The sequence below is a fragment of the Serratia sp. Ser99 genome (genome assembly GCF_024519545.1).
GTDB lineage: Bacteria > Pseudomonadota > Gammaproteobacteria > Enterobacterales > Enterobacteriaceae > Serratia > Serratia liquefaciens.
This window is the reverse complement of sequence record NZ_JALJRT010000003.1, coordinates 371,197-395,103: the sequence shown is the minus strand read 5'-3', so window position 1 is coordinate 395,103 and position 23,907 is coordinate 371,197. Positions and strand designations below refer to the sequence as shown.

Annotated in this window: 20 protein-coding genes; 10 read left to right on the top strand and 10 right to left on the bottom strand. The window is 55.8% G+C overall.

Annotated features, from left to right (window positions below):
• Positions 1–9: 9 nt before the first annotated feature.
• On the bottom strand, positions 10–963 hold the full coding sequence (locus NR114_RS09575) for a 2-thiouracil desulfurase family protein (RefSeq protein WP_020825659.1): 954 nt from the start codon (positions 961–963) through the stop codon (positions 10–12).
• A gap of 144 nt (positions 964–1,107) precedes the next feature.
• Complete coding sequence (locus tag NR114_RS09570) at positions 1,108–1,314, bottom strand: YbfA family protein (protein ID WP_020825658.1); 207 nt, start codon at positions 1,312–1,314, stop codon at positions 1,108–1,110.
• A gap of 443 nt (positions 1,315–1,757) precedes the next feature.
• On the opposite strand from NR114_RS09570, the gene NR114_RS09565 reads away from it, so the two are divergent.
• The 6 genes from NR114_RS09565 to kdpE all read left to right on the top strand — a co-directional run bounded on the left by NR114_RS09565 (position 1,758) and on the right by kdpE (position 9,952).
• Positions 1,758–1,847 (top strand): K(+)-transporting ATPase subunit F, encoded by a 90-nt coding sequence (locus tag NR114_RS09565; RefSeq protein WP_004949718.1) that lies wholly within the window; start codon positions 1,758–1,760, stop codon positions 1,845–1,847.
• Positions 1,847–3,535, top strand: a complete 1,689-nt coding sequence (gene kdpA / locus NR114_RS09560; protein ID WP_116691005.1) for a potassium-transporting ATPase subunit KdpA — start codon at positions 1,847–1,849, stop codon at positions 3,533–3,535. The genes NR114_RS09565 and kdpA overlap by 1 nt, the downstream gene beginning before the upstream one ends.
• Positions 3,536–3,691: 156 nt before the next feature.
• Positions 3,692–5,761, top strand: coding sequence for a potassium-transporting ATPase subunit KdpB (gene kdpB / locus NR114_RS09555; RefSeq protein WP_234530518.1), 2,070 nt, complete (start codon positions 3,692–3,694; stop codon positions 5,759–5,761).
• A 19-nt stretch (positions 5,762–5,780) separates the two neighbouring features.
• On the top strand, positions 5,781–6,350 hold the full coding sequence (gene kdpC, locus NR114_RS09550; protein ID WP_048759470.1) for a potassium-transporting ATPase subunit KdpC: 570 nt from the start codon (positions 5,781–5,783) through the stop codon (positions 6,348–6,350).
• Between the two features lie 200 nt (positions 6,351–6,550).
• Positions 6,551–9,244: a two-component system sensor histidine kinase KdpD gene (gene kdpD, locus NR114_RS09545; protein WP_256814053.1), complete on the top strand. Its 2,694-nt coding sequence runs from the start codon at positions 6,551–6,553 to the stop codon at positions 9,242–9,244.
• Between the two features lie 18 nt (positions 9,245–9,262).
• Positions 9,263–9,952 carry a two-component system response regulator KdpE gene (gene kdpE, locus NR114_RS09540; RefSeq protein WP_020825653.1) on the top strand — a complete coding sequence of 230 codons (690 nt, stop codon included), beginning with the start codon at positions 9,263–9,265 and terminating at the stop codon, positions 9,950–9,952.
• A gap of 69 nt (positions 9,953–10,021) precedes the next feature.
• Here the strand turns inward: kdpE and NR114_RS09535 are convergent, their stop codons facing one another.
• The 4 genes from NR114_RS09535 to seqA form a co-directional block, all read right to left on the bottom strand.
• Positions 10,022–10,321, bottom strand: coding sequence for a DUF3861 domain-containing protein (locus tag NR114_RS09535; protein ID WP_020825652.1), 300 nt, complete (start codon positions 10,319–10,321; stop codon positions 10,022–10,024).
• On the bottom strand, positions 10,321–10,983 hold the full coding sequence (locus tag NR114_RS09530; protein ID WP_048759473.1) for a PadR family transcriptional regulator: 663 nt from the start codon (positions 10,981–10,983) through the stop codon (positions 10,321–10,323). The genes NR114_RS09535 and NR114_RS09530 overlap by 1 nt, the downstream gene beginning before the upstream one ends.
• Positions 10,984–11,191: 208 nt before the next feature.
• Entirely contained in the window at positions 11,192–12,835 is a 1,644-nt protein-coding gene (pgm, locus tag NR114_RS09525; protein WP_256814054.1) for a phosphoglucomutase (alpha-D-glucose-1,6-bisphosphate-dependent), read from the bottom strand.
• Positions 12,836–12,912: 77 nt separating this feature from the next.
• Positions 12,913–13,452, bottom strand: a complete 540-nt coding sequence (gene seqA / locus NR114_RS09520; RefSeq protein ID WP_046374276.1) for a replication initiation negative regulator SeqA — start codon at positions 13,450–13,452, stop codon at positions 12,913–12,915.
• Between the two features lie 309 nt (positions 13,453–13,761).
• Here seqA and ybfF point away from each other — a divergent pair, with 309 nt between their 5' ends.
• The 4 genes from ybfF (at position 13,762) to fur (ending at position 16,649) form a co-directional block, all read left to right on the top strand.
• A complete protein-coding gene (ybfF, locus tag NR114_RS09515) occupies positions 13,762–14,535 on the top strand; it encodes an esterase (protein WP_256814055.1) in 774 nt (257 codons plus the stop codon).
• 291 nt (positions 14,536–14,826) lie between these two features.
• Positions 14,827–15,114 (top strand): LexA regulated protein, encoded by a 288-nt coding sequence (gene ybfE, locus NR114_RS09510; RefSeq protein ID WP_004949692.1) that lies wholly within the window; start codon positions 14,827–14,829, stop codon positions 15,112–15,114.
• A gap of 229 nt (positions 15,115–15,343) precedes the next feature.
• Complete coding sequence (gene fldA, locus NR114_RS09505; protein WP_048759474.1) at positions 15,344–15,883, top strand: flavodoxin FldA; 540 nt, start codon at positions 15,344–15,346, stop codon at positions 15,881–15,883.
• Between the two features lie 319 nt (positions 15,884–16,202).
• Positions 16,203–16,649 (top strand): ferric iron uptake transcriptional regulator, encoded by a 447-nt coding sequence (gene fur / locus NR114_RS09500; protein WP_020825646.1) that lies wholly within the window; start codon positions 16,203–16,205, stop codon positions 16,647–16,649.
• 339 nt (positions 16,650–16,988) lie between these two features.
• Here the strand turns inward: fur and NR114_RS09495 are convergent, their stop codons facing one another.
• The 4 genes from NR114_RS09495 to glnS all read right to left on the bottom strand — a co-directional run bounded on the left by NR114_RS09495 (position 16,989) and on the right by glnS (position 23,747).
• The gene (locus tag NR114_RS09495; RefSeq protein WP_256814056.1) at positions 16,989–19,646 is read right to left on the bottom strand and encodes a beta-N-acetylhexosaminidase; all 2,658 of its coding nucleotides are present in this window, start codon (positions 19,644–19,646) and stop codon (positions 16,989–16,991) included.
• Between the two features lie 14 nt (positions 19,647–19,660).
• Positions 19,661–19,987 carry a ChiQ/YbfN family lipoprotein gene (chiQ, locus tag NR114_RS09490; protein WP_020825644.1) on the bottom strand — a complete coding sequence of 109 codons (327 nt, stop codon included), beginning with the start codon at positions 19,985–19,987 and terminating at the stop codon, positions 19,661–19,663.
• A 113-nt stretch (positions 19,988–20,100) separates the two neighbouring features.
• Entirely contained in the window at positions 20,101–21,504 is a 1,404-nt protein-coding gene (locus NR114_RS09485) for an OprD family outer membrane porin (RefSeq protein WP_020825643.1), read from the bottom strand.
• Between the two features lie 578 nt (positions 21,505–22,082).
• Positions 22,083–23,747, bottom strand: a complete 1,665-nt coding sequence (gene glnS / locus NR114_RS09480; RefSeq protein WP_020825642.1) for a glutamine--tRNA ligase — start codon at positions 23,745–23,747, stop codon at positions 22,083–22,085.
• Positions 23,748–23,907: the final 160 nt, after the last annotated feature.

Sequence of the window (23,907 nt, the reverse complement as noted above, 5' to 3'; positions counted from 1 at the left end):
CCTTGTCAATCAGTGGCCATAACGCAGGCGCAGCGCCTCGGGATAGGGCTCGAAATAGCGTTGGTCGGCCAGATAACGATCGGGGTATTCGGCCATGTAATGTTTGAGCAGGGTTATCGGTGCCAACAACGGCTGCACGCCCTGCCGATAACGATCGATCAACTGCGCCAGTTCCTGGCGCTGCGCTGAGCTCAGATGATTGCGGAAATAGCCCTGCACATGCATCAATACGTTGGTGTGGTTACGACGGGTAGCCTTGTGCGCCAGCAGTTTCATCAGGCGACTGCGGTATTCGAGGGTGAAGGCTTCCAGCGAATCCCATTTATCGATGCCCGCCACAAAACGCCCAAGCTCCCGGTATTCCTGCTGCGAATGCGCCAACAGCGACAGCTTATAGCGACTGTGAAAGGCGATCAGGCCGCCGCGGCTCAGGCCTTTACGCCACAGCATGTTTAACTCATACAGCGCATAAACGCGTTCGACAAAGTTTTCCCGCAGTGTGGCGTCGTTCAGCCGCCCGTCCTCCTCCACCGGCAGCCAGGGCATTTGCCGCAGTAGCTCGGCGGTGAACAATCCGACGCCACTTTTACGCGCGCCGCTACCGTTCTCATCATACAGACGGACCCGCTCCATGCCGCAGCTTGGCGAGTTGGCGCAAACAATGTAGCCGCACAGGTGCTGCAAAGCGGCGATTCGCTGCTCGGAAAACTGCTGCATCCGCTCGGTTACGTCAATGCTATCGTCATTGCTGTGGCGCAGTGCCACGTGATGTTGTTTTTTGATCAACCGCAGCGCCGGGCGCGGGGTCGGTAAACCGATGGCCATTTCCGGGCAAATCGGCTCAAACCGCACAAAAGGGGCCAGTTGTTCCACCGCAAAGGCCAGCCGTTTATGGCCGCCGTCAAAACGCACCGTCTCGCCAAGCAGGCAAGCGCTGATACCGACTGGAATTTTGTCACTCATTGATAGGCTCCCGCAGCGTTGGATGTGACTAAAAGTGTAGAAGAATTCGCGCTATGACACGAACGCTATCGACACCATGCCCGAACCGCAGCCATAAAAAAACCCCCGCTGGAAAGCGAGGGTTTTCGTTGGGGCAAGCTGCGATCAGTAGAAATCGCAGGACGCCAGTTCCGCCTGTTGCAGCCAGACCGGCTTATCGCTGGTTTTTGACCAGACGCGGTGCAAATAGCTGTAAAAACGGGCGCGGTCGCTGCGGAACAGCATTACCGGTAAAGCCAACACACCTGCCAGGATCACTGCGCTGCGGCGCAGGAGAATCCGATGCAATGAATAAGCGTGATAAGTAGACATGCGAACCTCCTCAAAAACGCCTGGCCGTTGATTTACTGCGAAACAGCGCTGGCGTAAACAATAGAAACAAGACCATTTGGTAACTGGACAAAATTTTAGCGCAATTGATGAAAGTTTACTACTCATCCGACCACTGAATCGCACAAAAAATCGCAAATAATTCGCCTAATCCGTAATTTTGTTACATCAAGGTTAATAATTAACTAACCATTGGTTACATTGTGGTTATTTACGCCCTGTTTACGCAAACCTTCATCTTCACGCCCCCAAACAGGAGTCCAATCGCGCTACGCCCCCCAAAATCGAGGCTAAAAAGCCATTTTCTGCTGTAATTTCAGCCATTTTTATACTTTTTTTACACCGGCCAACGCTATTTTTTCATCTTCTTTCTACCGCCCTCCCTACACTCGCTCTATCAAAAACTACACCTCTGGAGGTGTCCCGTGAGTATCAGCGTTATTGGTGGTGCGCTGTTGGTTCTGCTGCTGTTGGGCTATCTGGTTTATGCCCTGTTCAATGCGGAGGATTTCTGATGGCAGCTTCAGCCTTTTTATTGATTGCCAGCTTCCTGCTGGTGCTTCTGCTGCTGGCGCGACCGCTGGGCGGTTTCCTGGCACGCCTGATTGAAGGAGAGCCGCTGCCGGCGCTGCGTCGGCTGGAAGCCGGCATTTGGCGTTGCTGTGGCACAACCCCCGCCGAAATGAACTGGTGGCAATACGCACTGGCGATCCTGTGGTTTAACCTGCTCGGTCTGGTGCTGCTGTTCGCGTTGCTGATGGCACAAGGCTCGCTGCCGCTTAACCCGCAGGGCTTCCCCGGCCTGTCCTGGGATCTGGCGTTCAATACCGCGGTCAGCTTTGTCACCAACACCAACTGGCAAGCCTACAGCGGTGAAAGCACTCTTAGCTATCTCAGCCAAATGGCCGGCCTGGCGGTGCAGAACTTCCTGTCCGCCGCGACCGGTATCGCCGTGGCCTTCGCGTTGATCCGCGCCTTCACCCGTCGTTCCAGCGCCACTATCGGCAACGCCTGGATCGATATGTTCCGCGTGACGCTGTATGTGCTGCTGCCGATTTCGCTGTTGATCGCTTTGTTCTTCGTCAGCCAGGGCACGCTGCAAAACTTCCTGCCCTACCTGCACATCAACACGCTGGAAGGCGCGCAGCAGACGCTGCCGATGGGGCCAGTGGCCTCTCAGGAAGCGATCAAGATGCTCGGCACCAATGGCGGCGGTTTCTTCGGCGCCAACTCGGCTCACCCGTTCGAAAACCCGACCGTGCTGACCAACTTTGTGCAAATGCTGGCGATCTTCCTGATCCCCTGCGCGTTGTGTTTTGCTTTCGGTCAGGTTGCCGGTGAAAACCGCCAGGGCCACGCGCTGATCTGGGCGATGGCGCTGATCTTCGTGGTTGCCGTGGTGGTGGTGATGTTCGCCGAACTGGCGGGTAACCCTCATCTGGGCGAATTGGGCAGTGCCAGCAACATCAATATGGAAGGCAAGGAGTCGCGCTTTGGCATTCTCGCCACCAGCCTGTTCTCGGTGGTGACCACCGCGGCGTCCTGCGGTGCGGTCAATGCGATGCATGACTCCTTCACCGCGCTGGGCGGCATGGTGCCGATGTGGCTGATGCAGATTGGCGAAGTGGTGTTTGGCGGTGTGGGCTCGGGCCTGTATGGCATGCTGTTGTTCGTCCTGCTGACGGTGTTTATTGCCGGGCTGATGATCGGGCGCACACCGGAATACCTGGGCAAAAAGATCGACGTCTACGACATGAAAATGACCGCTCTGGCGATCCTGGTCACGCCGACGCTGGTGCTGTTGGGCACTGCGCTGGCCATCGCCACCGATGTCGGTCGTGCTGGCATCCTTAACCCGGGCGCGCACGGCTTCAGCGAAGTGCTGTATGCGCTGTCTTCCGCCGCCAACAACAACGGTAGCGCCTTTGCCGGCCTGAGCGTCAATACGCCGTTCTATAACCTGCTGCTGGCCTTCGCCATGTTCGTCGGCCGCTTTGGGGTGATCCTGCCGGTGCTGGCCATTGCCGGTTCGCTGTGTGCGAAGAAACGTCAGCCGGCGGGCAACGGTACTCTGCCAACCTACGGGCCGCTGTTTATCGGTCTGCTGATCGGCACCGTGCTGCTGGTGGGCGCATTGACCTTCGTACCGGCGCTGGCGCTGGGACCGGTGGCCGAACATTTGCAACTTTGGCTGGCCAAATAACAGGCGCATTCCCGTCGCCTTTCGAGCCGCAGCGTTGTTACCTGGCACTCGCTCACCCCAGTTACTTACTCAAGTAAGCGCCTGGGGATGAGCGAGTTGGGTGCCTAGCTGCAACTCGAAATCCATAGGGAATGAAATAAAGAGAGAGATTAAGAGATGACTCGCAAACAACGTGCGCTGTTTGAACCGGCACTGGTCCGTACCGCGCTGATCGATGCGCTGAAAAAGCTGGATCCACGCACCCAGTGGCGTAACCCGGTGATGTTCGTGGTGTATATAGGCAGCATCCTGACTACGGCCATCTGGCTGGCGATCCTCACCGGACAGACCGACGGCAGCGCGGCTTTCACCGGCAGTATCGCGCTGTGGCTGTGGTTCACCGTGCTGTTCGCCAACTTTGCCGAAGCGCTGGCCGAAGGGCGCAGCAAAGCCCAGGCGGAAAGCCTGAGGGGCACCAAGAAAACCAGTTGGGCGAAAAAATTGTCCGCGCCGCGCCGTGATGGTGCCACCGAGAAAGTGTCAGCCGAAAGCCTGCGTAAGGGTGACATCGTACTGGTGGAAGCCGGCGATACCATCCCCTGCGACGGAGAAGTGCTGGAAGGTGGCGCCTCCGTGGACGAAAGCGCCATTACCGGCGAATCCGCCCCGGTGATCCGCGAATCCGGCGGTGACTTCTCGTCGGTGACCGGCGGTACCCGCGTGCTGTCCGACTGGCTGGTGGTGCAGTGCAGCGTTAACCCGGGCGAAACCTTCCTCGACAGGATGATCGCCATGGTGGAAGGCGCCAAACGGCGTAAAACCCCGAACGAAGTAGCGTTGACCATTCTGCTGGTCGCACTGACCATCGTGTTCGTGCTGGCGACCGCGACGCTGTTTCCGTTCTCGCAGTACAGCGTGGACGCCGCCAACGGCGGTTCGGTAGTCACCATTACCGTGCTGGTGGCGCTGCTGGTCTGCCTGATCCCTACCACCATCGGCGGGTTGCTGTCGGCCATTGGCGTGGCCGGGATGAGCCGAATGCTGGGGGCCAACGTGATCGCAACCAGCGGGCGCGCGGTGGAAGCCGCTGGTGACGTTGATGTGCTGCTGCTGGACAAAACCGGCACCATTACGCTGGGTAACCGTCAGGCCTCCGAGTTCTTGCCTGCGCCGGGCGTGAAGGAGCAAGATCTGGCCGACGCGGCCCAGCTGTCATCCCTGGCGGACGAAACGCCGGAAGGCCGTAGCATCGTGGTGCTGGCGAAGCAACGCTTCAACCTGCGCGAACGTGACCTGCAGGCGCTGAACGCCACTTTCGTGCCCTTCTCCGCCCAAACGCGCATGAGCGGCGTCAACGTGCAGGACCGGATGATCCGCAAAGGCGCGGTGGACGCCATTCGTCGTCACGTGGAGTCCAATCAGGGCCACTTCCCGCAGGCGGTGGACGAGCTGGTCGCCAGCGTGGCGCGCACTGGCGGTACGCCGCTGGTGGTAGCGGAAGGCCCGCGCGTATTGGGCGTGGTAGCGCTGAAGGATATCGTCAAAGGCGGCATTAAAGAGCGTTTCGCCGAGCTGCGTAAAATGGGCATCAAAACGGTGATGATCACCGGTGATAACCCACTGACCGCCGCCGCGATCGCCGCCGAAGCCGGGGTAGACGACTTCCTGTCAGAAGCGACGCCGGAAGCCAAGCTGGCGTTGATTCGCCAATATCAGGCGGAAGGCCGTCTGGTAGCGATGACCGGTGACGGCACCAACGACGCCCCAGCGCTGGCTCAGGCTGATGTGGCGGTGGCGATGAACTCGGGCACTCAGGCTGCCAAAGAGGCGGGCAACATGGTCGATCTGGACTCTAACCCGACCAAGTTGATTGAAGTGGTGCACATCGGCAAACAAATGCTAATGACGCGCGGTTCACTGACCACCTTCAGCATCGCCAACGACGTGGCCAAGTATTTCGCCATTATCCCGGCGGCGTTTGCGGCAACCTATCCGCAGCTTAACGCCCTGAACGTGATGCATTTGCACTCCCCAGCCTCCGCCATTATGTCGGCGGTGATCTTCAACGCCCTGGTGATCGTATTCCTGATCCCGCTGGCGCTGAAAGGGGTGAGCTATAAACCGATGAGCGCAGCGGCACTGCTGCGACGCAACCTGTGGCTCTATGGCGTGGGCGGTCTGTTGGTGCCTTTTGTCGGCATCAAGCTGATCGACCTGATCCTGGTCGCCTTGCACATCGCCGGTTAATCATTGAGAGGAAATGAAAATGTCTTATTTACGCCCTTCGTTGGTGATGTTGATCCTGCTGACGTTGATTACCGGTATCGCCTACCCGTTGCTGACGACCGGACTTTCGCAGCTGCTGTTTTCAGGCGCGGCTAACGGTTCGCTGCTGTATCAGGGCGATAAGGTGGTCGGCTCCGCGTTAATCGGCCAAAACTTTACCAAACCCGAGTATTTCTGGGGTCGCCCTTCTGCCACCGGCGATTCGGCCTATAATGCGATGGCGTCCGCCGGCAGCAACCTGGCCGCCACCAACCCGGCGCTGGATAAAGCCATCGCCGAGCGTGCCGCGCAATTGCGTCTGGCCAACCCGGCGATGAAGGGCCCGATCCCGGTCGATCTGCTGACGGCCTCGGGTAGCGGACTGGATCCACAGATTTCCCTCGCGGCGGCGCAATATCAACTGGCCCGGGTTGCGGCGGCGCGCCAACTACCGCCGGAGCAAATCGCCAAGCTGATTGATCAAAGCACCGATCAGGCCACCCCCAACTTTATGGGCGAGTCGGTGGTAAACGTGCTGAAATTGAACCTGGCGCTCGACGCATTGAAATAATCCGTTGCGTGTTAAAGGATAAGTATCGGGTTAGGCGTGCCGAACCCGATATATATACCCAAAATAATTCGAGTTGCTTGTAGGCGGCAACTGAGTGAATCCCCAGGAGCTTACTCAAGATCGTTCCTGGGGTGAGTGAAGGCAGCCAACACCCAAGCAGCTTGCAGTATGACGGGTACATTGCTGCAAAAGGAACTCCGATGGTGGATGAGGAACAACAACGCCCTGACCCTGACAGCCTGCTGGCGCTGGCCAATGAAAAGCCCCGCGGCCGGTTGAAGGTTTTCTTCGGCGCCTGTGCCGGGGTGGGCAAAACCTACGCCATGCTGCAGGAAGCCCAGCGGCTGCGCAGCCAGGGGTTGGACGTGCTGGTCGGCGTGGTGGAAACCCATGGCCGCAGCGAAACCGCAGCGCTGCTGAACGGCTTGGATCTGCTGGCGCAAAAACGCATCCAGCATCGCGGACGCTTAGTGCAGGAATTTGACCTCGATGCCGCTCTGGCACGCCACCCGGCACTGATCCTGATGGATGAGCTGGCGCACAGTAACGCCTACGGTTCGCGCCATCCGAAGCGCTGGCAGGATGTGGAAGAGCTGTTGGACGCCGGTATCGACGTGCTGACCACCGTCAATGTCCAACATCTGGAAAGCCTGAACGACGTGGTCGGCGGTGTGACCGGCGTGCGGGTACGTGAAACGGTGCCCGATCACGTGTTCGACGAGGCCACCGAGGTGGTGCTGGTCGACCTGCCGCCAGACGATCTGCGTCAGCGATTAAATGAAGGCAAGGTGTATATTCCCGGCCAGGCCGAGCGCGCCATCGAGCACTTTTTCCGCAAGGGCAATCTGATCGCGCTGCGCGAACTGGCTCTGCGTCGCACCGCCGACCGGGTTGATGACCAGATGCGCGCCTTTCGCGATACTCAGGGCCGCGAGCGCGTATGGCACACTCGCGACAGCATTTTGCTGTGCGTGGGGCATAGCAGCGGCAATGAGAAACTGGTGCGTATCGCGGCGCGGCTGGCGGCCCGATTGGGTTGCCACTGGCACGCGGTATATGTAGAAACACCGAAACTGCACCGCTTGCCGGAGAATCAACGCCGGGCGATCCTGCGGGCGCTGCGGCTGGCGCAGGAGTTGGGGGCAGAAACCGCTACCCTGTCTGAACCTTATGAAGAACGTGCAGTGTTGCGCTATGCCCGCGAACATAACCTGGGCAAAATCATTATCGGCCGCCGCAGCGAACAACGCTGGAAACTGCGCGGCAGCTTTGCCGATCGTCTCGGTCGCCTGGGACCCGATCTGGATCTGGTGATCGTCGCGCTGGAAAACGACACCCCTGCACCGCAGGGGAAAGAACATGATGGCCGCAACTTTACCGAAAAATGGCGCATGCAATTACGCGGCTGCGCCGTGGCCGTTGCACTCTGCGCCCTGATCACCCTGCTCTCCCAATGGTTGTTGCCGGGCTTTGACCAGGCCAACCTAGTGATGGTGTATCTGCTCGGGGTGGCGATCGTCGCGCTGTTCTTCGGCCGTTGGCCCTCGGTACTGGCGGCGGTGATTAACGTCGCCAGCTTTGATCTGTTTTTCGTCCAGCCTGAATGGTCGTTTGCCGTCAGCGATATGCAGTATCTGCTGACCTTCGGCGTCATGCTGATCGTCGGCATCACCATCGGCAACCTGACCGCCGGCGTGCGTTATCAGGCGCGAGTGGCCCGTTATCGCGAGCAAAGAGCTCGGCACCTGTATGAAATATCTCGTGGGCTGAGCCAGGCGCTGACCACCGAAGATATTGCCAAAACCAGCCGCCACTTCCTTTCCAGCAGCTTCCAGGCCAAAACCGTCCTGCTGCTGCCACAGGAAGACGGCAAGCTGCAGCAAATGGTTGGCGAAACGGGCGGGCTGCTGTCGGTGGATGAGGCTATCGCCCGTTGGAGTTTCGACAAGGGCATGCCGGCCGGCGCCGGTACCGACACCTTGCCTGGCGTGCCTTACCAACTGCTCCCGCTCACCACGTCGAAACAAACCTTCGGCCTGCTGGCTATCGAACCCAGCAATCTGCGCCAACTGATGGTGCCGGAACAACAGCGGCTACTGCAAACCTTTGCGGTGCTGATCGCCAGCGCGCTGGAACGATTGCATCTGGCGCGCAGCGCCGAGGAAGCAAAACTGGACGCCGAGCGGGAGCAGCTGCGCAACTCGCTGCTGGCGGCGCTGTCCCACGATTTGCGCACGCCGCTGACGGTGCTGTTCGGCCAGGCGGAAATTCTGACGCTCGATCTGGCCGCGGAAGGCTCCAACCATGCTCCGCAGGCCAGTCAGATCCGCCAGCAGGTATTGAGCACCACCCGGCTGGTGAACAACCTGCTGGATATGGCACGCATTCAATCCGGTGGCTTTAACCTGCGAAAAGAGTGGCAGTCGCTGGAGGAGATCGTCGGCGCTTCGCTGCACATGCTGGAACCGCTGATGACCCAACACCAGATTAAGGTTGAGCTGCCGCCTGGGCTGATCTTGGTCAACTGCGACGGCAGCCTGCTGGAGCGGGTTTTCACTAACCTGTTGGAAAATGCCAATAAATACGCCGGTATCGATGCTACTATCGGCATTCGCGCCCATACGCTGCCCGACTGGCTGGAAGTCGAAGTCTGGGACGATGGCCCAGGCATTCCTGAAGGGAAAAAACAGCTTATCTTCGATAAGTTTTCCCGCGGCAATAAAGAGTCGGCCATTCCCGGCGTAGGTTTGGGGTTAGCGATTTGCCGTGCCATTATTGAAGTGCACGGCGGCCGCATTTGGGCGGAAAACGGCGCTAACGGCGGTGCCAGCTTCCGCTTTGTGCTGCCGCTGGAAAAACCGCCGGAAATAGACAGCGAAGCCTTTGATCTCTAAACAACTCCAGGGAGCCTTGTGAGCAGCACGCCAACCAATATTCTGATTGTCGAAGATGAGAAAGAGATCCGGCGCTTCGTCCGTACCGCGCTCGAAAGTGAGGGGCTACGGGTGTTTGAAAGCGAAACGCTGCAGCGCGGGCTAATTGAAGCCGGCACGCGCAAGCCGGATCTGATTATTCTCGATTTAGGGTTGCCGGACGGTGACGGGCTTAACTATATCCGCGATCTACGCCAGTGGAGCGCCATTCCGGTGATTGTGCTGTCGGCGCGTAATGCCGAAGAAGACAAAATTGCCGCGCTGGACGCCGGGGCGGATGACTATCTCAGCAAGCCGTTTGGCATCGGCGAACTGCTGGCCCGCGTGCGAGTTGCCTTGCGCCGCCATTCAGGCAGCCTACAGGAAAGTCCGTTGGTCAGCTTTTCTGAAATCACCGTCGATCTGATTAACCGCCGGGTATTGCGCCAGGGTGAAGATCTGCATCTGACGCCGATAGAGTTTCGCCTGCTGGCCGAACTTCTGGCCAACTCCGGCAAGGTCATCACCCAGCGTCAGCTATTAAGCCACGTCTGGGGACCGAACTACGTCGAACACAGCCACTATCTGCGAATTTATATGGGGCATCTGCGGCAAAAACTGGAGGCCGATCCGGCCCGGCCAAAACACTTGCTGACCGAAACCGGCGTCGGTTACCGCTTTATGCCATGAGGTGAAACGGCGCAGCATACGGTTAAGCTGATGCAAAATTCGATTAAACGGGTGCAGCATGTGGCACCCCTACACGTTTTGGCCTTTCTTCAGCCCAACCATAAATTCTTTGAACGCCTCGCGCAGCGGGGCAAACACCGGGTGCTTGCGGTTTTCGATCATCACTTCAGAGAACAGCTTCAAGCCGACGGCGAAGGCCGCGCTGTTATTCTCGCCAAAGTTCAGATCTTCGCGCGCTTTGATGCGCTCAACGATGCCAAGGATATCGTCGTGGTTTTCCACCTCAAAACTCAGTGGCGTTTTCTCAACGGGCTCGCCTTGGCGATCGCTCAGGGCTTCAACGGTAATGCGGAAACGGTGGCCAGGCATCAGTTGTTTTCCTTATCTGTATCTGTTGGAGCAATGTTCATTTCACTTTCAATTGCCGCCACCGCGGTGAGCAGCGCCGCATTGATGCGTTCGACCTGCTGTGGCGAAAGATCGGCGCGCATCACATTGCCACGCAACAAACTGCGCAGGCGGTTCATGGCGTCGGAGATGCCTTCCGCCAGATTGCCATGATGATGGTGGCCGCGACCGGCACCGGCCAAACGGGCCAGGATCACATCGACGACGGCCTGGTGTTTTTGTAATTCACTCTGGCCCAGCTCGGTGATCTGATAGCTTTTACGGCCGTTGCCGCTGGTGATCGGCTCGAGGAAATCCTGCTCTTCCAGCAGCGTCAGGGTCGGGTAAATCACCCCTGGGCTTGGCACATAGAGACCGGAAGACGCCTCGTCGATCGCCTTGATCAGTTCGTAACCGTGGCTCGGTTTACGCGCCACCAGCGCCAGCAGCACCAGCCGCAGATCGCCGTGTTCAAACATGCGGTGACGGCCGCCACGACCGCCGCGCCCTCCCCGGCCATGCTCTTCACCATGGTCGCCGCCAAAATGATGGCGACCGCCACGACGACGATGGTGATGTTCGTGCCCTTCTTCGCTGTCATGGCGGCAGCCGTGACGACGGTGTAAATCTAAACGGTGAAACATAGTCTGTACCTCGCATTGGATAATCAGTTTACGAGGTGATTTAGATATATCTAAGTCACTTCGATATATCTAAGTCACTTCGATATATCTAATCTAGATCGATATATCTAAATACGCAAGAGGGGGGAAGAATGAAAAAGATATATCTAAATTGCAGGCATAAAAAAAGCGCTGTTTTTACAGCGCTTTTTTTCAAGGGAGAGAAGCCTTACTTGGCAGAAGCCAGCACTTCGCTGACGATTTCTACCGCTTCGTGCTCGATCTTTTCACGGTGCTCAGCACCGAGGAAGCTCTCACAGTAAATCTTGTAGGCTTCTTCGGTACCAGAAGGACGTGCCGCGAACCAGCCGTTGTCGGTCATCACTTTCAGGCCACCTATCGATGCGCCGTTGCCCGGTGCCGCCGTCAAACGTGCGGTAATAGGATCACCCGCCAGAGTATCGGCCTTGACCATTTCCGGTGACAACTTGGACAACGCCGCTTTCTGCGCAGAAGTTGCCGGTGCCTGAATGCGGTTGTAGCTCGGGGCACCAAAACGCTTGGCCAGGTCTTCATAGTGATGCTGCGGATTTTCGCCGGTCACTGCGGTGATTTCCGCCGCCAACAGGCACATGATGATACCGTCTTTATCAGTAGACCACGGGGTAGCATTGAAACGCAGGAACGAAGCCCCTGCGCTCTCTTCGCCGCCAAAGCCCAGGCTACCGTCATGCAGGCCATCAACGAACCATTTGAAGCCCACCGGCACTTCCACCAGCTTGCGGCCCAAATCAGCTACCACGCAGTCAATCATCGCGCTGGAAACCAGCGTCTTGCCTACCGCTACGTTAGCACTCCACTGTGGACGATGCTGGAACAGGTAGTTGATGGCAACCGCCAGATAATGGTTCGGGTTCATCAGCCCCGCAGGCGTAACTATGCCGTGGCGGTCGTAATCCGGATCGTTGGCAAACGCCAGGTCGAACTTGTCGCGCAGCGCCAGCAGGCCACCCATCGCCGGTTCTGAAGAGCAGTCCATACGGATCACACCGTCGTGGTCCAGGTGCATAAAGCGGAAGGTCTGATCGATAGCATCGTTCACCAGCGTCAGATCCAGCTTGTAATGCTCGGCGATACGCTGCCAGTAGGCGATGCCGGAACCGCCGAGCGGATCGACACCCAGCTTCAGGCCGGCACGCTGAATCGCAGGCATATCAACCACGTCCACCAGCCCTTCAACATATGGCTGCACCAGGTCCTGTGCATGCACACGGCCGCTGGCCCAGGCCTTATCCAGCGATTGACGCTGAACGCCTTTCAACTGCAGAGACAGCAATTCATTGGCGCGCTTTTCAATCACCGAGGTCAGGTTGGTGTCCGCCGGGCCGCCGTTGGTCGGGTTATATTTGATGCCGCCATCTTCAGGCGGATTGTGGGACGGGGTGATCACGATGCCGTCGGCCAATGCCCCACCGTTACGGTTGTGGCACAGGATGGCATGGGAGACCGCAGGCGTTGGCGTGAAGCCGTTATTTTCCTGCACGATCACATCAACGCCGTTGGCGCTCAGCACTTCCAGCACTGAGATGAAGGCAGGCTCCGACAACGCATGGGTGTCTTTGCCTACGTAGCATGGACCGGTCACGCCCTGCTGATGACGCACTTCGGCAATCGCCTGCGCGATAGCGAGAATGTGGGCTTCGTTAAAGCTGTGGCGCAGCGCACTGCCGCGATGGCCTGAAGTCCCGAACTTGACCGCGTGTGCGGCGTTGCCCGCTTCCGGTTGCAGTACATAGTACTGCGACGTCAGCTGGGCTACGTTGATCAAATCGCTTTGCTGAGCCGGCTGCCCGGCACGTGGGTTATTCGCCATCGACATATCTCCCTAATCCCTGTCCTGCGGCCTGGCAATATGTCGCTCACGGCCACCATGACGGGCTGTTCGCTAAATTAGATAGTGCCGCAAACTTTTTCAGTCAGTTCCGTCGGGAACTGCATAGCCTGCATGATGTGTTCAACCATGCTGCGTTTGCGACCGGTATTGGTATTGGTGATCACCCAGTAAGGCGTACCCGGAACGTGCTTTGGCTTGGTGTGCGTTCCGTTCGCCAACAGGGTTTGCTGATCGCCGGCAAAATAGGTACGGGTACGGCCATGCAACGCATCGGTGGCGCTGGCAAAGCCGGCCGCATCGAGGGTATACAGGGTAGAAAGTACCAGCATAAAACGGTTCACCGCTTTGCTCTGCTCGGCATACTCATCCGACAACAACAGCTCACGCACGGCACGTACGCGATCGCGCGGACGCGACACGGCGACGATCTTATCCTGTTCGGCGCTCTGAGCGCTGGCAGCCGGTACGGCCCGCAATGGCTGGCCTGCGGTAAATTTCAACATACGGCGCAAAATATCGGACGCGCTCTCACCAATATGTTGCGTGTGGCTGGCAATATAGCGGTAGAGCTCTTCGTCGACTTCAATAGTTTTCATCTTTATCCAGTACTGTTTTTTTCTACTTAGAACCTGAAGCCAGATCCGGCATTCAAGCCATGGGATTATAAGGTTAAAAGCGCAGAGGCGAACATAACAATGTGCCCCAATGCGGCAAAAGCAGACTATTACCTATAGCCCACCGGACACCGGCGCTGCCAAACCTGCACCTTATCATGAAAAATCCACGTTTTATCCTATGGATTTTAAGTTGCAGCAAGTACAGCGAACAACGCTGCCGCTTGAAAGGCGACGGGTTTATTCATCGAGTGTTTTAATCATGATAACCTAATCTGAATCTCTCTCAGTATGAACTTCGCCATGAAATTACATTATCAACTGCTGGCCACCGAGTCCGATGCACTGCCGGTGATCCTGATCCACGGGCTGTTTGGCAATTTGGACAACCTGGGCGTGCTGGCGCGCGACCTGAACCAGCGCCATAGCGTAATTAAGGTCGATCTGCGCAACCACGGCCTGTCACCGCGTTCTGAGGTTATGACCTACCCAGAAATGGCGCAGGATCTGCTGACGTTGCTGGACGATTTGCAGTTGGAGAAGGTCATTGTCATTGGCCACTCGATGGGCGGCAAAGCGGCCATGGCGCTGACGGCAATCGCCCCGCAGCGCGTGGAAAAGCTGATCATCATTGACGTTGCGCCGGTAGACTATCAAACGCGCCGCCACGACGAAATTTTTGTCGCGTTGCAGGCGGTGAGCGCCGCGGGCATTACCCAACGCCAGCAGGCGGCGGAATTGATGCGCGGCTACCTGAAAGAGGAAGGCGTGATCCAGTTCCTGCTGAAATCTTTCCACCAGGGCGAATGGCGTTTCAATCTGCCGGTGCTGATCGAAGAGTACGAGAACATCACCGGCTGGCAGGAAGTGCCGGCCTGGCCTCACCCGACGCTATTTATCCGCGGCGGCCTGTCGCCTTACGTGCAAGACAGCTATCGCGAAGATATTGCCCGTCAATTCCCTCAGGCTCGCGCTCACGTCGTTGCCGGTACCGGACACTGGGTTCATGCGGAAAAACCGGAGGCGGTGTTGCGCGCCATTCACCGCTTTCTCGGCGAAGCCTGAGTCGCGCCAGGCCCGACAAATGGGCCGTTTCTCTCCCAAAGTCACCATCTGATGAAAAAACGCGCTAAAGATAACGGCTTAGCGCGTTTTCGGCTCAGTTAAGCATTGTCGTCGCTCTACCTGCTGGGGTAATATGGCGCGCTATAATTTTGCCGCCGTGCCGAGCGTGTTCGCTAACGTCAGGCTGGGGTGAATTTGGGTTAGGGTTTATTGGCCCGAAGTGTGTTAACCGAACCGTCCGGAAGCGTGTAAGCGCTTTTTGATGCAAACTCCCTTGCAGTACCGCTACCTATGGCAAAAGAACAAACGGATCGCACGACGCTGGATCTGTTCGCAGATGAACGCCGTCCGGGGCGCCCGAAAACCAACCCGCTATCCCGAGATGAACAGCTTAGAATCAATAAGCGTAATCAGCTTCGACGCGATAAAGTCCGTGGCTTACGGCGTGTGGAACTGAAGATCAATGCGGATGCGGTGGACGCCCTGAACAAACTGGCGGAACAGCGTAATATCAGCCGCAGCGAGCTTATTGAGCAAATGCTGCTGGCACAACTGGCGGACGAGCAGCCAGAACATTGATCATTGCAGCCGCACATGCGGCGCGGCGTTAAGGATGACGCCCGATCAACACCGCTTTATTCCACCCGGCATCGCATTAAAGTGATAAATACCCGGGGTAAATTTCTGGCATGATACGCACTTACCGGTAAGAGATAACCTCTTGCCATGGCATCATTTTAATCGGTGTTATCGTAGTCAACGCTAACATCGTGAATGCAATTTATTGAATTTAAAGGTTATACGCGATATGGCTAATGTAGGCATTTTCTTTGGCAGCGACACTGGCAATACCGAAAACATTGCCAAGATGATCCAGAAAATTCTTCAGCAGCAGTTTGGTAAAGAGGTGGCTGAAATTCATGACATCGCCAAAAGCAGCAAAGAAGATCTGGAAGCTTTCGATATCCTGCTGCTCGGTATCCCAACCTGGTACTACGGCGAAGCGCAGTGCGACTGGGATGACTTCTTCCCAACGCTGGAAGAAATTGACTTCAACGGCAAGCTGGTTGCGCTGTTCGGCTGTGGCGATCAGGAAGACTACGCAGAGTATTTCTGTGATGCGATGGGTACCATTCGCGACATCATTGAACCGCGTGGCGCCGCGATCGTAGGCCACTGGCCAACCAAGGGTTACCACTTTGAAGCCTCCAAAGGCTTGGCTAACGACAGCCATTTCATCGGCCTGGCCATTGACGAAGATCGCCAACCTGAGCTGACCAACGAACGTGTCGAAGGCTGGGTAAAACAAATCGTCGAAGAGCTGAGCCTGGCCGAAATCGTCGGGTAACGCCAAAGGTTGAACAAAAGCCCTGCAAAGTGCATAGTGTGCCGGCAGGGCCATCATTGGCAGTACAAATTACTGCAATAGAAGCTACAGATTTGTAACTTCCCACACCATCAAGGTAGACTGAGTTTTCGGTTTATCCCATTCATCAAGACGTTGCATGTATAACATGCAATTGTGCAATTATAGCTTTGTTAACAACCGGCGGTTTCCATTTAGAGCAACCGGTTCTATAATGAGACGCAATTAACTCTTTGTGCCGACCGATGCCAAAGGCGAGAACGCCTCAACTTGATTAGCATAGTAACAGGACTGAATCCGCATGACTGACAACAACACCGCATTGAAGAAGGCCGGCTTAAAAGTCACGCTTCCGCGACTCAAAATCCTGGAAGTACTGCAAAATCCGGAATGCCATCACGTCAGTGCGGAAGATCTGTACAAAAAACTGATAGATATGGGCGAAGAAATTGGCCTGGCTACGGTTTACCGCGTACTGAACCAATTTGATGATGCCGGCATTGTGACCCGTCACAACTTCGAAGGCGGCAAGTCCGTGTTCGAACTGACCCAGCAACATCACCACGATCACCTGATTTGCCTGGATTGCGGCAAAGTGATCGAATTCAGCGATGAGTCTATCGAAGTGCGTCAGCGTGATATCGCCAAACAACACGGCATCAAGCTCACCAACCACAGCCTGTACCTGTACGGCCACTGTGAAACAGGTGACTGCCGCGAAGACGACACCCTGCACGACAAAAAATAATGTCCTAACCGGCATTGAGAACCGCCTTAACGGCGGTTTTTTTGTGCCTGCGATAATAGGATAAAAAATCCCCGGACAGGCCGGGGAAAGTTCACAGCGTTAAATACAACAATTGCAGCGGCACTTCTCTACAGCACTTCTCTCGCTTCCCACTTACACTCTCAGCACTACCCCACCCGCCGACACGCGGATGAGCAACAGAGCTTGGTTCGGTATTAACAGGTACCGGCAATCCCGGAAAAAATGCACCCGATAGTCGAATTCATGTCCGATTACACCGGACGCTGCCCTGGTCGAGTAACAACGGCCCGCCTGCGAACAGGGGGCCGAGTTTCAGGTTTACACTTTCTCAGCGCGACTGTAACGCTTGCCATCCGGGCTCACCGCGCGGATTTGTACTTCACCGCTAACCCCAGGCTTGGCCTTGGCATCGTAACGTTGCCACTGCTTGCCGCCGTCGGTGGAATACTCAATGCCCAGACCCGGCAGCGAAATATTGGCTTCCAGCTTGCCCCCCACCACTCGCGCGCCTGGCACCGGCAACCGGTAGTTCACACCACCTTTGTCCAGTTTTGCCAGCTCACGCTGGCCGAGCAGGTTGGCAAAGCGCAGCCAATCGCGGTCCAGCTTCTTGGTATCGATGAAGTGGGTTTCGCCGCCTTTATACTCCCGGCCCGCCCGGTAATCCTGCTCCCACTCTGCCCGGTGCCATGCGCGCTCAGCCACCGACAGCGAACGAGGGAAGATCATGTACTCCATTTGCTCGTCGGTACGCTGGGTCTCGCTCCACATCTGCGCGGAAATACCGTAAGCCCCCGGCCAGGGCTTGTCGCTCTTGACGGTAAAGTGATTACCATCGCGATCAACCGAGGTTTCGGCGTTTTGCGGCAGGTTGTTTGGCGCAAAGCTGAACATTTTCTGTTCATCGCTGAAACGCGTTCCCCAGTAGTAACCACGTTCGTCCGGGTTCACCTCATACGGGAAGTCCATGTAGACATAATCCGGGTTTGAAAGGATCAGTTCGTAGCCCTTGTTCGCCCAGTCGTTGGCACTGTCGAACCCGCCCCAATACAGCGTATCCCAGAAGTTAACCCCGACACGCTGGGTAGCAAAGGCCTTGGCGTTTTTGGCATCTTTCAGGCCATCCTGCCAGGCTTGCATTCTGTCGATCCCATGCGCTTTCACCAATTGGCTGACTTCTACTCCGAAGTAGCTTGGCAGGTGCTCCATATCGGCGACCTTGCCATCTTTGATCATCGCCTGGCAGACCTGAGATTTTGCCCATGGCTTGTCTTCTTTGCTCTGATCGATGATGCCTTTGCCGGCTTCCGGCTTGTTCACATCGGTATAACCAGCACCTAACCGGATGTTTTTCGCCTCGTCACCGCCAAAGTGCCAGGTACTCAGCGGCTGCCCGGCCTCTTTATGCATCTGGGCAATCTCGCCGATCACCTTGTCGACAAAACGTTTGGATGAATCCAGGCAAGGGTTGAGGTAGCTTTGGCGGTTGAAGTACTGCACCGAGGTGGTGTTAGAGGTATCGGTTGGATCCACTAAACGGAACTCGTTGGCCTCTTGTTCTTTACCGGCGGCATGCAGTTTCTTATAGCGCGCTTCCATTGAGACCACCGCCGCACGGGCATGCGCCGGCATATCGATTTCCGGGATCACTTCAATCTGGCGCGCCTTGGCGTATTTGATAATGTCGATGTAATCCTGGCGAGAGAAGAAGCCGCCATAAACCTCCGGCCCCTGGCCATACTGCGGCAACAGGCAGGTGGTTTCGCTCAAGTCGTGGCAACGCTGCCCACCGACTTCGGTCAGTTCCGGCAAGCCCGGTATGGCGATGCGCCAACCTTCGTCATCACTCAGATGGAAGTGGAATTTATTGAGCTTGTACGCCGCCATTTGGTCCAGCAAGCGCAACACCGCATCCTTCTGGTGGAAGTTACGTGCGACATCCAGGAAGATGCCACGATACTGGAAGCGCGGCGCATCTTTGGCCTCCAGCGTAGCGATTTTGGCGCTACCTTCGGTAGGCACTAATGACAAGATGGACTGCAGGCCATAGAACACCCCGGTCTGATCGAAACCAATGACTCGCGCTTCCTGCTTGCCGATGATCAATTCATAAGCGCCTGGTACCGCCAGTTCGCCTTTGAATTTTCCCGGTTGGATATCGGTTTTGATCGGATAACCGGCTGCGTTACTGGTTATTCCCAACAGCGCGAAACGCTGGGCTACGGCGTCCGCCGCCGGTTTGGACAATGCGCTCAGCTCCAATGCAACGCCTTTGCTCAGATCAACATCCTGCGCATGCACTTTAACCTGCAACGGCGTTGGCACTATCTGACCGCGTAACGACGCGGTGGGTAAGGTTTTTAGCTCGGCGTTTTTCGTAAAGCGCGAGGCCGGCGTCATCAGGATGTTATTGTCGTCTTTGGTACGCTTCCACTGGTCGCCGGTAAAGGGCGCAACGAACTGGTTCAGATCTTCGGTATCGGTATTGACCAGAATTTTAGGCTTGGCATCGCCCGAGGTGGCGTACCAGCGTGGCACGAAGTCGGTTTTAAACAGTTGCCAATATTCAGTGATAATCGGGATCTCTACCGTTTTCCCCGCAGGGAAGCCGGTAAATTTGTCGGTAGGTTCCAGCTTGTACATATCACCGGTCAGGTGAGATATCTTGAACTGGTCGTTATCCACACGCAGGGTCTGACGGGCGCTATGGAAGTAAATCGCCCAATCCTGACCCTTGATCTCCTGATTGTCGTTGGTCAGGCCGATCAGCACCTTGTTGCAAGCCGCCCAGTCGGCACCCAGCTTGCCGCAATCCAGACCGTTTTCGGCTGCCCTGTTATCGACCATTTTCAAATTCAGTTTCAACTGGCTCAGTTGATCCACCAGCGGCTGATTGGCCATCGCGTTCCCCACGCTGCCAAATAACCCAATGGTTGCCGTCAGTACGGCAAGCGCGCTCAATTTGAATTTATTCATTTTTATCATCGTCCTTAATTGTTGTTATCGCGGATCTCTTTCCAAATCTGGCCACATTTGGCGTCATAGGCCTGGCCGTTACCGCTATGAACTGCCTGAATGCAGTTTTGATAATCCATCACCCGCACCGTTTCTTTCTCGGCGAACTGTTGATGCTGTTTCTCTTGTTTCAGTACGTTCAGCACTGCCTGGCATGACTGCAATTTTTCCGGTGAGCCCTCCGCGGTGTTGATACAGGCGCTGTAGGCCTGTTTCAATTTGGCATCTTCCGGCGGTGCCGCAGGCTGTACACAGGCGCTCAACGTGGCTACCGCAGCCAACATCATCATGATTTTTTTCATCGTGTTATTCCCGTTAAATGACCCCGGCGCTGCCGCCGGGGAATATACCCGCCATCTTTCAAGCCGCAGCGTTGTTATCTGCACCAGCTGCAACTCGAAAGCTCTAGGTAGGTTTAGAAAATGGTGAATGGCGCGATAACCATGAATTTGACGTCTTTCTCGTCCTGGAAGATGTTGCCGTAACCCCCGCCCCAGCTTGGGATATTGGTGTGGTTGTCGTATTGGGTGTAGTGCAGTTTCAGCAGCGTGCCTTTGGCGCGGCCTTCCTGAATGGTGTACATGGCGTCCAGGCTCCAGGCGCTCTCTTTCAGGCGCTGGCTCTGATCGTACATAGGGTTGGTGCTCGGTTTGGCGTCCCAGGCATAAACGTAAGAACCGCCCACCGCCATGCCCGGCAGGTTCCAGTTGCTCAGGTCATACATCACCCCGGCATAAACCGCTTTTTCGCCGTTGGCGTTAAAGTCGGAACGGTTATCCCACCACACGTCGAGGCGGCCGTTAGAAGAAGCATAGGTTGGCGTCATGCGCTGCAGGAAGTAGCCCTGGTTGCCTTCGGCCTTGACCATGGTCCCTTCCAGGCGCCAGTTGAACTGGCCAGTGGTGTAACCAAAGGTCAGCGCCTGCAGCCAGGCCAGGCCGTCGTAAATACTGTTCGGGTCGTTCTTGTCGTTAATGCGGTCTTCGGTGCCATAGAATTGGTAACTGGTGGTCAGCGGGTTGCCTACCAGATCGAATTTATAAGATGCCTTGGTGAAGTACTGATTCACATAGCCCTGGGCTTGGCCGAATGCCGCCTCCAGCACCAAATCGTTTTTGAAGTCGTATTTGGCACCCAACGAGTGCAGATAGGAGACACCGGTTTTTTTATCGTTCTGACGGAAGTCGTCCATCTCGATATGCCATGGCGCTTTATATTTATTGGTCCACATATAAGAGAAGCTCAACTCACCGGCATCGCCGTAGTCAAACTTGGCACCGGCCTCTGCCCCCTGATAGGTGCCGGGCATAAAGCTCCAATGCGGCGCCAACAGAGTTTGGCCACTTGGCTGGATATAACCGCCACGTGCCCAGACGGGGCCATATTTGAATTTACCGGCGGCTTTATACAGGCTGATGCCGCCTTTGTCGCCGGAGTAGTCTTCATCGTAGGTACGGTTTTTGGAAGAGAACGCGATTTCATTCGGGTGGCCGCTGGCGCTGGATTCAGCCAGCTCGATGGCGGTAAAGGCGCCGACGTCCAGGCCGAACATGTCCCAGGCATAGCCCGAGGCAAAATCCAGGCTCAGGTTGGCCGTCGAATGCGACAAGTTGGTGGTGTATTTATTGTAATCGTCACTGGTCGGATTGAGATCTTTACGGTCACGCTCACGTTGCCAGTAATATACGCCGCCGGTCATCGTGGAATCATCGATAAATCCTGCGGCTTTCGCCTCAGGGGCCATGGCAAACCCTGTTCCCAACAGCGCACCCGCGACTGCGAGCGCCAGCGTTTTACGCTGAGCACCGTGCGTACCCATAATGAAATTCCTCTTTGACTTAACTTTAAAAGTTGCAGCCGCCCGTGTTCACCACTGCCCTGCACGACTGCCAATAAAAACCCAATCGGGTAAAAAAAATTGCTGACAGGGCTAAAACCCCACAGCACTTATTGCTACAGACAGACTATTTTTCGCGACGCGAATTATCAAATGAAATATCAGAGAGATTTGTCAAAGTATGACAAAGAGCACATATCGATGAGATTTTGTTACGCGGCTATGCAAGGAGATTGTCGAATAAAAAATTCAATAAAATCAGAATAAATAATGATATGAGGTCAATATAAGACGATTAATGGTTTCAGCCGAATCAAAAAAGTCAGCCAGAGGAAAAAATATGAGAGCGCTCTCCAGATGACATTAATTCGCATCACGAATATATAAGACAATGTTATATGAGTGATGATTTATATCAAGAAATTACAGATACAACGGCCAGATAAAAATTTAAACATTGATTGAGCGAACTACATCGCAACAGGAAAGGTAAATAACGGCGACAGACATAAAAAAAGCGCAACCGAAGTTGCGCTCTTATTGCGTTAACCACTTATCACTCAGGCACCAATTTTAGCCCAGGTGTCGCGCAAACCAACGGTGCGGTTAAACACCAGATGCTCTGCCGAGGAGTAACGATTATCGGCGCAGAAATAGCCCTCACGCTCGAACTGATAGGCTTTTTCCGGCTGTGCAGTTGCCAGGCTTGGCTCCACAAAGCCGTGCTTGATTACCAGCGACTCAGGGTTAATGGTGGCAAGGAAGTCCTCTGCCGCTGCCGGATTTGGCACGTTGAACAGACGATCGTACACGCGAATTTCCGCCGGCAACGCGTGCTCGGCAGACACCCAGTGGATCACGCCTTTCACCTTACGGCCATCGGCAGGATCTTTGCTCAAGGTATCCGGATCGTAGCTGCAGAAGATAGTGGTGATCTCGCCTTCTGCGTCCTTCTCCACGCGTTCCGCTTTGATCACGTAGGCATTACGCAAACGCACTTCTTTCCCCAGCACCAGACGCTTGTATTGCTTGTTGGCTTCTTCGCGGAAGTCAGCACGGTCGATATAAACCTCGCGGCTGAACGGCACTTCACGGCTGCCCATTTCCGGCTTGTTCGGGTGATTAGGCATCGTCACCATTTCCACGCCGGAAGTCATATTTTCAATGACAATCTTAACCGGATCCAGCACCGCCATCGCACGCGGTGCGTTGTCGTTCAGCTCTTCACGGATGCAAGCTTCGAGCGCCACCATTTCAACGTTGTTATCCTGCTTGGTCACGCCGATACGCTGGCAGAATTCGCGGATGGATGCGGCGGTATAGCCACGACGACGCAGGCCGGAAACGGTCGGCATACGCGGGTCATCCCAACCTTCAACGATTTTCTCGGTCACCAACTGGTTCAGCTTACGCTTAGACATGATGGCGTATTCGAGATTAAGGCGTGAGAATTCGTACTGACGCGGATGACAAGGGATGGTGATGTTGTCCAATACCCAGTCATACAGACGACGGTTGTCCTGGAATTCCAGCGTACACAGCGAATGGGTGATCCCTTCCAGCGCATCGGAAATGCAGTGGGTGAAATCGTACATCGGGTAGATGCACCATTTGTTGCCGGTCTGGTGGTGTTCCGCGAACTTGATGCGGTACAGCACAGGATCGCGCATCACGATAAACGGTGACGCCATGTCGATCTTGGCACGCAGGCAGGCGCTACCTTCGGCAAATTCGCCGTTGCGCATTTTTTCGAACAGCGCCAGGTTTTCTTCCACGCTGCGACCGCGGTACGGGCTGTCTTTGCCCGGAGAGGTCAGGCTGCCGCGATATTCACGGATTTGCTCAGGCGACAGCTCGTCGACGTAGGCCAGCCCTTTGTTAATCAGCTCTACCGCATACTGGTGCAGCTGATCGAAGTAATCTGAGGAGTAACGGACGTTGCCGCTCCACTCAAAGCCCAGCCACTCCACGTCGTGTTTGATCGACTCAACGAACTCGATATCTTCTTTTACCGGGTTGGTGTCATCGAAACGCAGGTTGCACTGGCCCTGGTAATCTTTGGCGATGCCAAAGTTCAGGCAAATGGATTTAGCATGGCCGATATGCAGATAACCATTCGGCTCCGGCGGGAAACGGGTATGTACCGACGTATGTTTCCCTGAAGCCAGATCTTCATCGACGATCTGACGGATAAAATTGGTTGGGCGGGCTTCAGCCTCACTCATTTCACTATTCCTCAATGCAAAGCGCTACACATAACCGCCTATGATCCAACAAGCCACGCCCGGAAACAACCGTTTGTTTCACGAAAAATGCGGGGCGCTGCACCACGACAGATCGCCGCACCACATCGGGGCAACTTTCGTCACCTATCGCCCATAAAAA